11 protein-coding genes are annotated in these 14,160 nt (G+C 64.2%); 5 read left to right on the top strand and 6 right to left on the bottom strand.

The annotated features are described in order from the left end of the window. Positions 1 to 58: 58 nt before the first annotated feature. The 4 genes from HWV67_RS06100 to HWV67_RS06085 all read right to left on the bottom strand — a co-directional run bounded on the left by HWV67_RS06100 (position 59) and on the right by HWV67_RS06085 (position 4,835). A complete protein-coding gene (locus tag HWV67_RS06100) occupies positions 59 to 1,669 on the bottom strand; it encodes a methyl-accepting chemotaxis protein (RefSeq protein ID WP_371929285.1) in 1,611 nt (536 codons plus the stop codon). Positions 1,670 to 1,909: 240 nt separating this feature from the next. Further along, positions 1,910 to 3,205, bottom strand: a complete 1,296-nt coding sequence (locus HWV67_RS06095; protein ID WP_175650377.1) for an NAD(P)/FAD-dependent oxidoreductase — start codon at positions 3,203 to 3,205, stop codon at positions 1,910 to 1,912. 30 nt (positions 3,206 to 3,235) lie between these two features. Then, entirely contained in the window at positions 3,236 to 3,658 is a 423-nt protein-coding gene (locus HWV67_RS06090) for a RidA family protein (protein ID WP_175650376.1), read from the bottom strand. A 37-nt stretch (positions 3,659 to 3,695) separates the two neighbouring features. After that, the gene (locus HWV67_RS06085; protein WP_175650375.1) at positions 3,696 to 4,835 is read right to left on the bottom strand and encodes a tyramine oxidase subunit B; all 1,140 of its coding nucleotides are present in this window, start codon (positions 4,833 to 4,835) and stop codon (positions 3,696 to 3,698) included. A 317-nt stretch (positions 4,836 to 5,152) separates the two neighbouring features. Here HWV67_RS06085 and HWV67_RS06080 point away from each other — a divergent pair, with 317 nt between their 5' ends. Next, a complete protein-coding gene (locus HWV67_RS06080) occupies positions 5,153 to 6,244 on the top strand; it encodes an MBL fold metallo-hydrolase (protein WP_175650374.1) in 1,092 nt (363 codons plus the stop codon). 143 nt (positions 6,245 to 6,387) lie between these two features. After that, positions 6,388 to 8,448: a TonB-dependent receptor gene (locus tag HWV67_RS06075; protein WP_175650373.1), complete on the top strand. Its 2,061-nt coding sequence runs from the start codon at positions 6,388 to 6,390 to the stop codon at positions 8,446 to 8,448. Positions 8,449 to 8,452: 4 nt separating this feature from the next. Here the strand turns inward: HWV67_RS06075 and HWV67_RS06070 are convergent, their stop codons facing one another. Both HWV67_RS06070 and HWV67_RS06065 read right to left on the bottom strand, forming a co-directional pair. Then, positions 8,453 to 9,244, bottom strand: a complete 792-nt coding sequence (locus HWV67_RS06070) for an ABC transporter permease (protein ID WP_175650372.1) — start codon at positions 9,242 to 9,244, stop codon at positions 8,453 to 8,455. Further along, positions 9,241 to 9,951, bottom strand: a complete 711-nt coding sequence (locus tag HWV67_RS06065) for an ABC transporter ATP-binding protein (RefSeq protein WP_256680017.1) — start codon at positions 9,949 to 9,951, stop codon at positions 9,241 to 9,243. Before HWV67_RS06065 ends, HWV67_RS06070 begins: the two co-directional genes overlap by 4 nt. A gap of 127 nt (positions 9,952 to 10,078) precedes the next feature. Between HWV67_RS06065 and HWV67_RS06060 the strand changes: the two genes are divergently transcribed. From HWV67_RS06060 to HWV67_RS06050, 3 genes are all read left to right on the top strand, one after another. Beyond that, positions 10,079 to 10,591: a sigma-70 family RNA polymerase sigma factor gene (locus tag HWV67_RS06060; protein WP_175650371.1), complete on the top strand. Its 513-nt coding sequence runs from the start codon at positions 10,079 to 10,081 to the stop codon at positions 10,589 to 10,591. Then, on the top strand, positions 10,592 to 11,569 hold the full coding sequence (locus tag HWV67_RS06055; protein WP_175650370.1) for a FecR domain-containing protein: 978 nt from the start codon (positions 10,592 to 10,594) through the stop codon (positions 11,567 to 11,569). Positions 11,570 to 11,710: 141 nt separating this feature from the next. Next, on the top strand, positions 11,711 to 14,143 hold the full coding sequence (locus HWV67_RS06050; RefSeq protein ID WP_175650369.1) for a TonB-dependent receptor: 2,433 nt from the start codon (positions 11,711 to 11,713) through the stop codon (positions 14,141 to 14,143). Positions 14,144 to 14,160: the final 17 nt, after the last annotated feature.

The following is a 14,160-nucleotide window of genomic DNA, read 5'->3' as shown; positions in this document are numbered from 1 at the left end:
CCGATGGTATGGATTGCAATCGGCTATTACCAGCGCGGCGCCCTGATTTTCAGCGTCCTCAGACCTTGAACTGCGCCACCATCCCGTTCAGTTCTACCGCCAGGCGCGACAGGTCCTGCGCGGCGGCGCTGGTCTGGTTGGCGCCGGCTGAGGTTTGCATCGACAGGTCGCGGATATTCACCAGATTGCGGTCCACTTCGCGGGCCACCTGGGCCTGCTGTTCCGACGCGCTGGCGATCACCAGGTTGCGCTGGTTGATCGCGGCAATCGCTTCGGCGATCAGTTCCAGCGCCTGGCCCGCGGCTTCGGCCACATCCAGGGTGCCGGCGGCGCGGCCCTGGCTGCTGTGCATGGCGTTGACCGCACGCTCGGTGCCGGACTGGATCTGGCCAATCATCTGTTCGATTTCGCCAGTGGACTGCTGGGTGCGGTGGGCGAGGGCACGGACTTCGTCGGCGACCACGGCGAAACCACGCCCGGCCTCGCCGGCGCGGGCGGCTTCGATGGCGGCGTTGAGGGCCAGCAGGTTGGTCTGCCCGGCGATCGAGCCGATCACGTCGAGTACCCGGCTGATTTCATTGGCGCTGGCTGCCAGTTGTTCGATATCGCCGGAGGTGCTGGTGACTTCACCGACCAGCGCCTGGATGGACTGCAGCGCCTGATTGACCCGGTCGCGGCCATCGCGGGTGGTCTGGTCGGCGCCCTTGGAGGCATCGGCGGTGCTGACCGCGTTGTTCGCCACTTCTTCCACGGCGGCGGTCATCTGGTTGACCGCGGTGGCGGCCTGTTCGATTTCCGCGCTCTGCTGTTGCAGGCCGCGGCTGGTGTCCTCGGTGACCGAATGCAGTTCTTCCGAGGCCGAGGCCAGTTGATCGGACGAGGCGCTGATCCGCGCCAGCGTCGAGCGCAGGTTGCTCTGCATGCGGGCCAGGGCACCGAGCAGCAGCGCCGGCTCGTCCTGGCCTTCGACCTTGATCGTCTGGGTCAGGTCGCCGGTGGCGACTCTATCGGCGACCGCCAACGCCTCCGCCAGCGGCACGACGATGCTGCGGGTGAGCAGGGTGGCAATGGCGACCAGCGCGGTCAGGATCAGCACCAGCGCAACGATGATCAGCAAGAAGGATTCCTGGGAGGCATCGGCACTGCGTTGCGAGGCTTTTTCGGCGCCGTCGGCGTTGTATTTCACCAGCGCCCGCAGCGTGGTCTGCATGGCGTCGGTGGCATCGGCCAGCGGACCGTTGACCAGTTGCCGGGCATTGTCGAGGCGGTTGTTGAGTACCGCTTCGCCGACGCTGGCCTGAATACCGGCATAGCGCTCCCGGGCACTGACAAAGGTCGCGAACAGGGCGCGATCCTCGGGTTCGATGATGGTGCTTTCGTAGAAATCCAGCGCCTTCTGCAAGCCCTGGTTGACCTCGGCTGCGCGGCGCAGGGAGGCTTCGCGGGTCTCGGGCTGTTCTTCGAGCAGGCTGCGCATGGTGATGGCCCGCGAGCGGTTGACGTCGGTGCCGATTTCGCCCAGGGAGATCACCGCGGGCAACCAGGTCACCCGGATTTCAGCCGAGGCGCGGTCCATCTGGCGGGTCTCGTAGAGTGATATCAGGCCGAGTGCCAGGACCAGAAGGCCGAGCAGGGTGAACAAGCTGGCGGCCCGTTTGCCGATTTTCATGTGGCGGAACTGCATGGGGACTCCTTGGGAAAAACAGGCAGCCAGAAAGCGGCGGCCAGGACAGCCAACGTCGGCCCCAGGATGGCAGCCGATGCATTGACGCCTTTGTTCGATGATGTCAGTTAGACATCGTTCCCCGCAGAGTACCCCGTATTCGTGAAGAGTTGTTTCAAACCAGTGATTCGTTTCAGCCCCTTACGCCAGAGCCTTAGCTGACACCCTTAGCCGCGTCCGTGCGCCTCAGGCCAGGCGCTCGAAACGGTACGGCGCGGGGTCGATAATTGGCGTTTCCCCCGACACCAGGTCCGCCGCCAATTGCCCGGCTGCCGGCGAGGTGCCGAAGCCGTGGCCGGAGAAACCGGTGGCCAGGGTCAGGCCGGGAATGCTCGACAGCGGGCCGATCACCGGGTTGGAGTCGGGCGTGACGTCGATGGTCCCGGCCCAGGCATCGGCGATCTGCGCCTGTTCGAACACGGGCCAGGCGGCGCGCAGGTTGCGCAGCGCGTCGTCGTTAAGGCCGTGGTTGGCGGGCGGGTCCTGGACGCGGACCTTTTCGAACGGGCTGACGCTGTCGGCCTGCCAGCGGCGGGCCAGGGTCAGGTCGTTGAAGAAGTATTTGCCGAAGGAAATCTTCAGGAAGTCGCGCTGCGCTTTCAGTTGCGGCAGGTAGCGGCGCCCCAGCAGCAGGTGGTCGAGGGTCAGGAAGGCGTCCAGCTTGCCGCGCTGGGTGATGATGAAGCCGCCATCCTGGTGTTTGCGGAAAGAGAAGTCCGGCGCGCCGACGGCGATGTCGGTCGGGCCGTCCACGGGTTTGGTGCGCAGCACCGAACAGGTCAGCGGCAGGGTCGGCAGGTTGACGCCGAGGTTGCCGAGGAACTTGCGCGACCACAGGCCGCCGGCCAGCAGCATCTGTTCGCAGCGGATTTCGCCGCGCTCGGTCATTACGCCGCTGACGCGGCCGGCGCTGGTCAGCAAGGTGCGCACCGCGCAGTGTTCGATGATGATCGCGCCCTTGGCCATCGCCGCTTTGGCTATTGCGCTGGAGGCCAGGGTCGGCTCGGCGCGGGCGTCCGACGGGGTGAAAATGCCGCCCGCCCAGTTGGCCTGGCCGCCGGGCACCAGTTCGCTGATTTCCCGATTGCTGAGCAAACGGGTATCCAGCGACAGGTGTTCGACGCTCTTGAGCCAGTTCTGGTGCATGTTCATCTGGGCTTCATTGCGGGCGATGAACATGATCCCGGCCTGGCGGTAGCCGACGTCGGCGCCCACCCGTTCCGGCATCTGCGCCCACAGTCGATCCGCGGCCAGGGCCAGGGGAATGTCGTCGGCATGGCGGCTGGTCTTGCGGACCCAGCCGAGGTTGCGCGACGACTGCTCGCCGGCGATCCGGCCTTTTTCGATCACCACCACGGGGATCTTGCGCTCGGCAAGGGCCAGGGCGGCGGTCAGGCCGATGATGCCGGCGCCGATGATCACCACGGTAGTGGCGGGCGGCAGCGTGGTGCTGGTCTGTACGGGATCGATGGTGGGCGACATGGCGGGCTCTATGAATGAAGGTTCAGCGGGTTACTGGCCGAGGTTGATCTGCACGACTTCGGCTTTCGACGCGCCGCGGTAGGCGGTGACTTCCAGCTCCACCTTGTAGACCGTCGAGCCCAGCGGCGGACAGGTCGCGGTGCAGGCCGGGTCGATGCCGCGGAACTTGGTGCCGATGAAGTCCATGACCTTCGGCACGTCGGCCGGGTCCTGGATGAATACGCGGGAACAGACCACGTCGGCCAGGCTGGCATCGACGGCGGCCAGGGCGCGTTCGATGTTGTTGAACACCTGTTCGGCCTGTTCGATCACGTCTTCCGGGATCAGCTTGGTGTCGGGGTTGCGCCCGGCGGTGTTGGACACATAGATCCAGTTGTCCACGGCCACCAGCCGCGAGTAGCTGGCTTTTTCTTCGAAAATGGAGCCGCTTTTGACCTTGACGATCTGCGTCATGGGGAATTCCTCGTGTGGGTTCGAATGAAGGGTGGGTTCAGCTAAGGACCGGGGTGTCCCAGAGATTGAGTTTCACGCCGATGCCCAGCTCGACCGCCTTGCGGTACACCACGGTGCCCCAGGCCAGGTCTTCGACCGGCATGCCGCCGACCGACATCAGGATGATTTCCTCATCGTTCAGGCGGCCCGGCGCATCACCGGCGATGATCTTGCCGATGTCTTCCAGTTGCTCGGGCTGCAGGCTGCCTTCGGCGATCATGTCCATGAAGCGCACGCCCACCAGCGGTACGCAGTTGTGCGCGGGCTTGGGCAACTCTTCGAACCAGGCGTTGTACATGCCGGTGTTGTCGAGCACCTTGCGCACGTCGTCCTGCTCCATGCCGGCGTCGATGCTGCACGGTGCCGGCATCGCCAGGAACGCGCCCGGCTTGACCCACTCGCGGCGTACCAGCGGGTAAGTGCTCGGGTCGCCGACTTCGCCGGTGCTGCAATAGGTGATCAGGTCGGAACCGCGCACCACTTCTTCCAGGGTGTCCACGGTGCTGATGTGGGTGATCTGCGGGTAGGTTTCTTTGACCCAGGCGATGAAGCTGTCGAGGCTGCGCTGGCCGCGGCCTTTGATCTTCAGGGTGTCCACCAGCGGGCAGACGGCCATGAACGCGGCGACGGTGGTCTTGCCCATGACGCCTGGGCCGAGCAGGCCGATGACTTTCGAGTCCTTGCGCGCCAGATGACGGGCGCCTACGCCGGGAATGGCGCCGGTGCGGTAGGCCGAGAGCAGGTTAGCCGACATGTGCGCGAGTGGCGCGCCGGTGTCCGGGTCGTTGAGGGTGAACATCAGGATCGAGCGCGGCAGGCCTTTGTCGCGGTTGGCGATGTTGGAGCCGTACCACTTGGCGCCGGCGGTGCGGAAGTTGCCGCCGAGGTAAGCGGGCATGGCCATCATGCGGCGGTCAGCGGTGGGCTTGGGCATGTCCGGGAACGGCGAGGTTTCCGGGAAGGTGATCATCGCGCCGTGAGAATCGTTGTTCGGCCCGGCCATGCGGTAGTCGCCCTGGTACAGCAACCCGAACATTTCTTCCATGGTGTCGACGCAGGCCGGCATGTCGGTCACGCCGGCGCGGATCATGTCTTGTTCGGAGAGGTAGATGAAGTCGATTCTGGTGTCGGTGGTCATGGTTGTCTCGAGGCGCTTCAGGTGGGCTTGTGCAGAAAAAAGCAGTCGGACAAGTTTTGCTAACGAGCGGTAGGCTGTCTTGAGCCTGAGCGCCAGAGGCTTTGACTGTGCGTGACATGCGGGGTGTCAGGGGGGCTTATCGCGAGCAAGCTCGCTCCTACGGGTAACAGGTAGATGTAGAGGAAGAGGTGGTGGCGGAGTGAGCGGCGCGATGAGCCGGCAGATCAGGCATTAACCTCGCAGGATCAGGCAATCGAGTCAGGCGGCGCGGCCCTATACTCGGGAGTGTTCCTACAGAGTGCTGAGGGTTTTTCGCCTTGAAACGTCATCCGCTGCTGCGTGCTCCCATCGCCGACCACGGGCATTCGCCCCAGTCCAGGGATGGGCGTTTCCACAACCTCACCCCGCGTCCGGCAAACATGCCGGAGCCCGATGCCAAGGTGCTGTGGAATTTCCTCTTCAACAAACCCGCTAACACCGTGCCGAAAGCCGCCGTGCCGGTGCGCCGCCTGAGCCGGGCGGAGCTGGATGCGGCGCCGGAGGCCAGTCTCTACCGCCTCGGCCATTCCACCGTGTTGTTCAAGCTGCAAGGCGGCTGGTGGCTGACCGATCCGGTCTTCGGCAAGCGCGCTTCGCCGCTGCCGTTCGCCGGACCCAAGCGGTTTCACCAGCCGCCTCTAAGCCTTGATGAGCTGCCGCCGATTCGCGGCGTGATCCTTTCCCACGACCACTACGACCACCTCGACCGCGCCACCATCAAGGCCCTGGCGCCGAAGGTGGAACTGTTCGTCATGCCGCTGGGTGTGGGCGATCGGTTGCTGGCCTGGGGCGTGCCGGCATCGAAGGTGCGCCAGTTCGATTGGTGGCAGGGCATCGAGGTGGACGGCCTGCGCCTGACCGCCACGCCCGCCCAGCATTTTTCCGGACGCGGCCTGCGCGACGGCAACCGCACGCTGTGGTGCTCCTGGGTGATCGAGGCGCCGCAGCTGCGCATGTTCTTCAGTGGCGACACCGGCTACTTCGACGGTTTCGCCGAGATTGGCCGACGCTTCGGGCCGTTCGACCTCACGTTGATGGAAACCGGCGCCTACAACGAGCACTGGCCCTATGTGCATATGCACCCGCGCCAGACGGTGCAGGCCCACGTCGACCTGGGCGGGCGCTGGCTGCTGCCGATTCACAACGGCACCTTCGACCTGTCGATGCACGCCTGGTACGAGCCGTTCGAAAGCGTGCTGGAGTGGGCGGGCGAGCAGGGCGTCAGCGTGGCCACGCCGAGCATGGGTGAGCGCGTTGATCTGCGCGCGCCGCAGACGGGCGAACGCTGGTGGCGCGAAGTAGTGGCGCAAGAGCAGGGCGACGCCGGCAAAGGCCGGCAATGCCGGTGGTGCTTGCGCGCAGCACAGTAGCCAGCGGCAAACGAAAAACAGTTAATGAGAGGTGTTATCAATATCGTTTATTTATAGGTGCCGTTGAATTAGACTCCGCCGGCTGCCAGCAGAGCAGCGTTCTGAACATAAGAACAATCACAACTTTCAGTTGGGAGCGGCGTGTGGAATTCAAGAAGAATGTGATGGCGTTGGCTGTCGGCTCGGCGGTCTGCCTGTTGAACACGGCATGGGCCGCCGACCCGGCGGGCTCCATGGAGCTTGCGCCAATCACGGTGACCGGCGAGAAGATCGATCGCACGCTGGAGCAGACCCAGTCCAGCGTGGTGGTGGTGACCGAGCAGCAACTGCGCGAGAAGGCGGATCAGGACCTGGTCGATGTGTTCGCGCGGACTCCCGGGGTCTACTCGCAAGCGGGTAACGAGAACTGGGGCATCCGCGGCGTGCCGGTGTCGGGTTTCGATGACCAGGGGCCGGCCACGCTCAATGGTGCGGTGTCGGTCTTCGTCGACGGCGCCGTGCAGCCCAACCGCGCACTGACCTTCAGCCCGCAGAATCTGTGGGACGCGGAGCAGGTTGAAGTGTTCCTCGGCCCTCAGTCCACCACCCAGGGACGCAACTCCCTGGCGGGCGCCGTGGTCATCCAGACTCGCAATCCGACCTTCACCCCCAGCCTTTCCGCGCAAACCAGCGTCGGTTCCTACGGTGAGCGCGGTGCCGCGGTTGCCGGTGGCGGTGCGATCGTCGATGAGCGGATCGCCGGGCGCATCGCCGTGGACTACCAGGCGGGTGATGGTTATATCGACAACGTTGCACGCAACGACGACGGCAACCCGAACCGCACCAGCAACGCCCGCGGCAAGCTGCTGATCCTGCCCAACGAGGATCTGGAGGTTTTGCTGACCTACGCCCACAACGAGCACCGCCAGGGCGATAACTCGGTGATGCGCGACGGCGACAGGGTTCGCTACTACAAGATGTCGTCCAACACCCAGGCGTTCGACAACCTCAAGCAGGACACCGTCAGCGCCAAGCTCGACTACCGCCTGAACGACGACTGGTCGCTGACCAGCCTGACCGCCAACACCCGCTCCGACTACAGCGCGCGCCTGGACTTCGACCAGACGGCGATCGACAACCAGGTGATTCTGCGCACGCAGGATGGCGACCTGTTCAGCCAGGAACTGCGCCTGAACTACAGCGCCGACACGGTGAAGAGCTTTGTCGGTGCCTACTACGGCCACAACACCAACAATTTCCATGACCGCCTGTTGTTCGACGACGAGCTGTTCGGCACCGCCAAGGGTGATACCACCATTGAAAACAAGGCGCTGTTCGGTGAGATCAACTGGACCTTCGTCCCGCGCTGGACCCTGGTCACCGGGCTGCGCTACGACCACGAAAGCAACGTCACCGACATCCAGCAGGATGACTTCTCCAGCGCCGGCAAGCTGAGCAAGTCGTTCAACGCGCTGCTGCCCAAGCTCGGCGTTGACTATGAACTGGCCGAGGGGCAGTACCTTGGGTTCATGGCGCAGAAGGGCTATCGCGGCGGCGGCGTCAACGTGCGGGCCGGTGGCGGCCATGAAGCCTACGACCCGGAATACACCACCAACTACGAGCTTTCCTACCGCGGTGCATTCCTCGACAAGACCCTGCGCGTGCGTGCCAACGCCTATTACACCGACTGGAAGGATCAGCAGGTCAGCGTGCTGGACCCGGATACCGAGTTCGCCCACATCTTCAACGCCGGGCGCAGTGACATAAAAGGCCTGGAGGCGTTCATCGAGAAGGACTTCACTGAGCAACTGACGCTGAACCTCGGCGCTGCCGTTACCCACGGCACCTACAAGGATTTCGTCACCGGGGATGGCCGCGATATGAGCGGCGAGGACTTCCTCTATTCGCCCAAGTACAAGGTGTCGCTGGGCGCAACCTATCGCTGGAACGAGCGCCTGACCCTGAACACCGATGTCGTCTACCAAAGCACGTCGCCGTCGGAGTACGAGTTCGACGCCGCGGGCCAGGTCACTGGCGAGCGCCGGAGCGACAACTACTGGCTGGCCAACTTCAATTCCGAGTACAAGCTCACCCGCAACATTGCGCTGTCCGGTTTCGTGAAAAACGCCTTCGACAAGCAGTACATCACCAACAACCGTGGCGGCGACATCCTCGACGCCGGCGCTCCGCGCACGGTGGGTGTGGCACTGCGTTACGACCTGTAAGCCGCTACTTCCTCAACAGCCGGTGCAGCATGAACTGGTGAGCGGGGGAAAACAGCCGGTTAAAGGTCATCAGCACGGCGCAGACGGTGCCCAGCGCCGAGGCGGCAGCGATCAGAAACATGATTACGATCTGATAGCGCACCGCCTCCGCCGGGCTTTGTCCGGCGAGGATCTGCCCGGTCATCATGCCGGGCAGGCTGACGATGCCGACCACGGTCATCTGGTTCAGGGTCGGCATCATCCCGGCTTTCACCGCCTGGACGGCGGCGGCCTGCGCCGCTTCCCAACGGGTTCCGCCCAGGGCCAGGACCATTTCCACCACGTCGCGACGGGCGCTCAGTTCCCGCGTCATGCGGTCGAGCCCCAATGAAACCGCGGTCAAGGTGTTGCCCAGCACCATGCCGAGAATCGGGATCGCGTACTGCGGTTCGTACCAGGGCCGCACCCGCAACACCACGAACAGCCCCAGCGCGGTGACCAGCCAGGAACTGAGCCCCACGGCCACGACGCTGTCGGTCAGCAGCCCGGCATGCCGCTGCTTGCCGCGTCCGGCGGCGGAAATACCGGCAATCAGGGTCATGGCCAGCATCAGCGGCAGCACCACATACCAATGCGCGGACTGGAATACCCAGCCCAGTACATAACCGATCGCCAGCAACTGCACGACGGTACGCACTGCTGCCAGGAGCAATTGCCGCTCCAATTGCAGTTTCAGCAGCACGGACAACAGGCCATTGATCAGGATCAGCGCGGAGGCGATGCCTAGGTCGGTGTAGGAAAGTGTCTGGTAGTTCATGCGGGCTTCTCGTTCAGCAATACGCCTTGATCCATGGTCAGCCAGCGGCTGCTCATGCGCCGGGCTTGCTCCTGATCATGGGTGACCCAGATGTAGCCGCGGTCTTGCGGGTGTTGCTCGAACCACTGCACCACCAGCGTTTCCACTGCGGCGGCCGATTGCGGATCGAGCGCCGAGGTGGGTTCGTCGAGCAACAGGACCTGAGGCGCCAGCAACAATACCCGGACCAGCGCCACGATCTGCGCTTCACCGCCCGACAGGTCGGCGGCCTGCTTGTCCAGAAAGCCGGCGCTCTTTCCCGCCTGCACCAACAGGCGTTCCGCGATGCCGATATCGAAGGTGCGTTCGCGCAACGCTTTCAACGTGAACGGGAAGCGCAGGTTGTCCGTGACAGTTCCTTCCACCAGTGCGGCACGCTGGGCCAGGTAACAGACCTGAGTGCGAAAGCGCGGGATCTCCTGCGCCAGTACCGCCTGGTTCATCCAGGTCAGAGTGCCGTCGGCGGGCGCGTCCAGCAGCGCCAACGCCCTCAGCAACAGGCTTTTGCCCGAGCCGGAGCTGCCGGTGATGACCACGCGTTCGCCGGCCCGCAGGGAGAAATCGACAGGGTTGAGCAGCGCCGCATGGGTGGTCGGGTCAACACGGCTGAGGCGCCGGGCTTCAAGCAGGATCGGCGCGGATCCCGGAGCGGAATGGGGTGGTGACACAGGCGTTCCTCAGGTATCCGGCGGGTCATTCAGTTTGTCTTCAACACGGGCGATCTGTCGATTGCAGGCAGGGCGCGGTTAACTTAGCATTGCAAACCATTATCACTTACAACAATTGAAGCCTCCTATGAGCGAAGTTGTGGTCGCCCCCAGCAATCACCTGCGAAATATCGAAGAGCTCTACAGCGGGCATCATGGATGGCTTTATGCCCGGTTGCACCGCAAGTTGGGTAATGCGCTGGATGCGGCCGATCTGGTGCAGGACACCTTCGCCCGGATCCTGGCGTCCAACGTCTCGGTATTCGATGAACCGCGCGCCTATTTGAGTTGTGTTGCCGGCGGCATTCTCGCCAACTGGTGCCAGCGAAAATCCCTGGAACGCGCCTATCTGGCGGCCCTGGCGCAGCTTCCGGCGCCCGAGGTGCCCTCGCCGGAGTCGCGCTTGCTGGTGCTGGAAACCCTGCATGAAATCGATGCCATGCTCGACACGCTGCCGCCACTGGTCAGACGCGCTTTCCTGCTGTCGCAACTGACCGGCATGAAATACGAAGCCATCGCCAGCGAACTCGACGTGTCGCTGATTACCGTCAAGCGCTACATGAAACAGGCCTTCCTCAAGTGCCTGGCGCTGGTGAACTGAATGACCGAGACAGCTTCTGCAGCGCAGATCAGCCCGCAAGCACTGGAAGAAGCCGCCGAGTGGCTGATGTGCATGGGCGAGGGCGACGTCTCCGAGGCGGAGCAGGCCGCCTGGCGCGTCTGGCGCAGCAGCAGCCCGGACCGCGAGCGCGCCTGGCAACGGGCGGAGTTGCTGATGGGCAAGCTGGGCGGCCTGCCGCCGACGCTGGCGATGTCTGCGCTGGATCGTCCGGGTAACCCGGGACGCCGCGCCGTCATCACCCGCCTGGCGATGTTCCTGGCATTGGCGCCTGCCAGTTGGCTGGGTTTCAACCTGAGTGAACGGCAGGGCTGGATGGCCGATTACCGTGCGGCCATCGGTGAGTGCCGCGAGATCATCCTGGTCGACGGCACGCAGGTGTTTCTCAACACCGATTCGGCAATCGACGTGCGCTTCGACCCCGATCAGCGGCTCATCCGGCTGGTCCGTGGCGAGATTCTGGTGCAGACGGCGGCGGACAGCGCGGTTCCGGCCCGGCCGTTGCGCGTCGCGACCAGCGAAGGCCGGATGCAGGCGCTGGGCACGCGGTTCTCGGTTCGCGAGCGGGCGGGGCGCACCTACCTGGCCGTGCTGGAAGGCGCGATCCGGGTGGAGGCGGGCAGCGCCGCCTTTGTCACGCCTCTGGTGGTCAAGGCCGGTGAGAAAACCGACTTCGACGCCCGCGCGACCGCACCGGTCAGCCGGGTGGATGAGACCGTCACGGCCTGGACTCAGGGCATGCTTCTGGCCGACAAGATGCGGATGGACGATTTCGCCGCGGAACTGGCGCGCTACGGGCGCGGCTTTGTGCGCTGCGACCCGGCGATTGCCGACCTGCTGGTGTCGGGCGCTTACCCGATCAATGACCGGCGTCGGACGTTGAACATGCTCGCAGCTACCTATTCGATTTCGGTGACGGAGCATATGAGCGGGTATTGGACTTTGTTGGCGGCGCGCTGAGCTTTTCGCGAGCAAGCTCGCTCCTACAGGCGGCTGAGCGAAGGGCTCCAAATTTTTTTGCTACGGCCTGATACTTTTTTCCGCCTCGACTGGCAGAGGAAGTGAAACCACCTCTTTCCCAGTCAAAAGGATCTTCTTGTCATGCCTGTTGCAAGTCGCCTCCGCGCCGAATGCACGTTAACGATGGCCGTCCGTACCGCCCTGCTGAGTGTTGCCCTGGCCACGGCAAGCACCAGCGCCTGGGCGGCAACGTCCCTGCAACCGGACAGCGTGGCCAGCAAGGCCTACGACATTCCGGCCGGACCACTGGGCCGGGTGCTGTCCAGCTTCGCGGTGAAATCGGGGATGGCCTTGTCGTTCGAGCCCGCGCTGACGGAAGGGCTGCACAGCCCAGGCCTCACGGGCAGCTACTCGGCTGGCGAAGGCATTGCCCAACTGCTAGCGGGCAGCGGCCTGGAGCTGGTGGAACTCGGCGATGGCAGCTTCATGCTGATCAAGCAGCCTGCGGCCGGCGACGGTGGACTCACACTCGCCGCAACCAGCGTCGATGCGTCGAGCCTTCGTCTCGGCGGCTTGCCCGAAGCCTTCGCCGGTGATCAGGTGGCCCGCGGCGGCCGGGTCGGGATGCTGGGCAACAAGGATGTGATGGACACGCCGTTCAACGTCACCAGCTACACCGCCAAGACCCTCGCCGACCTGCAGACCGTGACAGTCGCCGATGCGTTGGAGCGTGATCCCTCGGTTCGCTCCACCGGCCAGGCGGGCGGCATTGTCGACTCGTTCTTCATTCGCGGCTTCCCGGTGGGCGAGGGCAACCTGGGCGAACTGGCCTTCGACGGCGTCTATGGTGTAGCGCCCAACTACCGGGTGTTCACCGAGTACGCCGAACGCATCGAGGTGCTCAAGGGCCCGGGGGCGCTGATGTATGGCATTTCTCCCAACAGCGGCGTCGGCGGCGTGATCAATATCGTGCCGAAACGGGCGCTGGCCGAGGACCTGACGCGCTTCACTGCCAGCTACGCTGCCAACACCCAACTGGGCGGCCATATCGATGTCAGCCGGCGCTTCGGTGACGAGAAACAGTGGGGCGTGCGCTTCAACGGCAGCATGGCCCAGGGTGACACCGCCATTGACGACCAGCAGCGCGCACTGGATATCGGCGCCATCGCCCTGGACTATCAAGGCGAACGGCTGCGTTTGAACCTGGACTTCCTCAGCCAGAAAGAGAAGTGGGACGCCTCGTCGCGGCCGTTCACGGTGGCGGCCGGGGTCAAAGTGCCGTCGGCGCCGAATGGCCGCACCAACCTGCCACAGGACTGGGGCTGGTCCAACACCCGGGAGCAGTCTGCGCTGGTCGGCGCGGAGTATGACCTGAGCGATGCGGTGACCGTGTTCGCCCACGCGGGCGGCGGCCGGGCCGATGTCAAACGCATGTCCGATCAGGTGCCAAGGATCCTCAGCGAGGACGGCACTATCAGCAATACGCCGGGCTACTACAAATTCAACGTCGATCGCTCGACCGTCGATATCGGGATGCGCGCCTTGTTCGAAACGGGCCCGGTCAGCCATACCACCACCGTCATGGCCACCCGGTATCAGGATGAACTGCGCCGAGGCATCAACAACGGCACGGAAATCGTCTCGAACATCTACCACCCAGTGGATGTGCCCAAGCAATACATCGCCGCGCCGAAGGTGTTGCGGATTTCCGAGTCGGAGCTGTCCGGCGTTGCCGTCACCGATACCCTGTCTGTTCTCGACGACCGCGTGCAACTGACCCTGGGTGTGCGCCGGCAAGCCATCGAGTCACGCAACTACGCCGCCACCGGCGCGGTGACTTCCCGTTACGACGACAGCGCGACGACCCCTGTGGTGGGCCTGGTCGTCAAACCCTGGGAAAACGTTTCGTTCTACTACAACTACGTCGAAGGCCTGAGCAAGGGCGATGTCGCGCCCGCCACTGCGGCCAACGCCGGGCAGGCGTTCGCGCCCTATGAGTCCAAGCAGCAGGAACTGGGCGTGAAAGTCGAGAAGGACAGCTTCATGGCCAGCCTGTCGGTGTTCCAGATCGAGAAGCCCAGCGGCGAGCTGGGAGCGGGCAATGCGTTCTCGGTGCAGGCCGAACAGCGCAACCGTGGTGTCGAGCTGAGCCTGTTCGGCGAAGTCGCACCGGGTACGCGCCTGCTTGGCGGCGTCACGTTGCTTGATGGCGAACTGACTGACTCGGCCACGGCCAGCAACCGTGGCAACGACCCGGTAGGTGTGCCCGATGTGCAAGCCAACGTCTGGGCCGAATGGGATACCCCGGCAATCGAAGGTTTCACCCTGACGGGTGGCGCGATCTATACCGGCAGCCAGTACATTAACCAGGCCAACACCCAGGAACTGGACGCCTGGACTCGCGTCGACCTCGGCGCCCGCTATGCCACCCGCATCGAAGGCCGACCCACCACCTTCCGCGCCACCGTGCAGAACGTCTTCGACCGGGAATACTGGTCGGGCGTAGCGTCCTATGGCGCGATCTCGCCGGGCTATCCGCGCACCCTGCAATTGTCGGCGACGATCGATTTCTGATACGTCGCAGCGCATCG

The organism is Pseudomonas sp. Marseille-P9899 (genome assembly GCF_903166565.1).
Taxonomy (GTDB): domain Bacteria; phylum Pseudomonadota; class Gammaproteobacteria; order Pseudomonadales; family Pseudomonadaceae; genus Aquipseudomonas; species Aquipseudomonas huaxiensis.
Note: the sequence above shows the minus strand (reverse complement) of the source record. Positions and strands in the feature narration are given on the sequence as shown.

Excerpts from the sequence above, each read along its gene's own strand:
- HWV67_RS06085 (WP_175650375.1), bottom strand. The coding sequence starts at position 4,835 with ATGACCACCGACACCAGAATCGACTTCATCTACCTCTCCGAACAAGAC.
- HWV67_RS06100 (WP_371929285.1), bottom strand. The coding sequence starts at position 1,669 with ATGAAAATCGGCAAACGGGCCGCCAGCTTGTTCACCCTGCTCGGCCTT.
- HWV67_RS06055 (WP_175650370.1), top strand. The coding sequence starts at position 10,592 with ATGACCGAGACAGCTTCTGCAGCGCAGATCAGCCCGCAAGCACTGGAA.
- HWV67_RS06060 (WP_175650371.1), top strand. The coding sequence starts at position 10,079 with ATGAGCGAAGTTGTGGTCGCCCCCAGCAATCACCTGCGAAATATCGAA.
- HWV67_RS06090 (WP_175650376.1), bottom strand. The coding sequence starts at position 3,658 with ATGACGCAGATCGTCAAGGTCAAAAGCGGCTCCATTTTCGAAGAAAAA.
- HWV67_RS06050 (WP_175650369.1), top strand. The coding sequence starts at position 11,711 with ATGCCTGTTGCAAGTCGCCTCCGCGCCGAATGCACGTTAACGATGGCC.
- HWV67_RS06070 (WP_175650372.1), bottom strand. The coding sequence starts at position 9,244 with ATGAACTACCAGACACTTTCCTACACCGACCTAGGCATCGCCTCCGCG.
- HWV67_RS06095 (WP_175650377.1), bottom strand. The coding sequence starts at position 3,205 with ATGTCGCCCACCATCGATCCCGTACAGACCAGCACCACGCTGCCGCCC.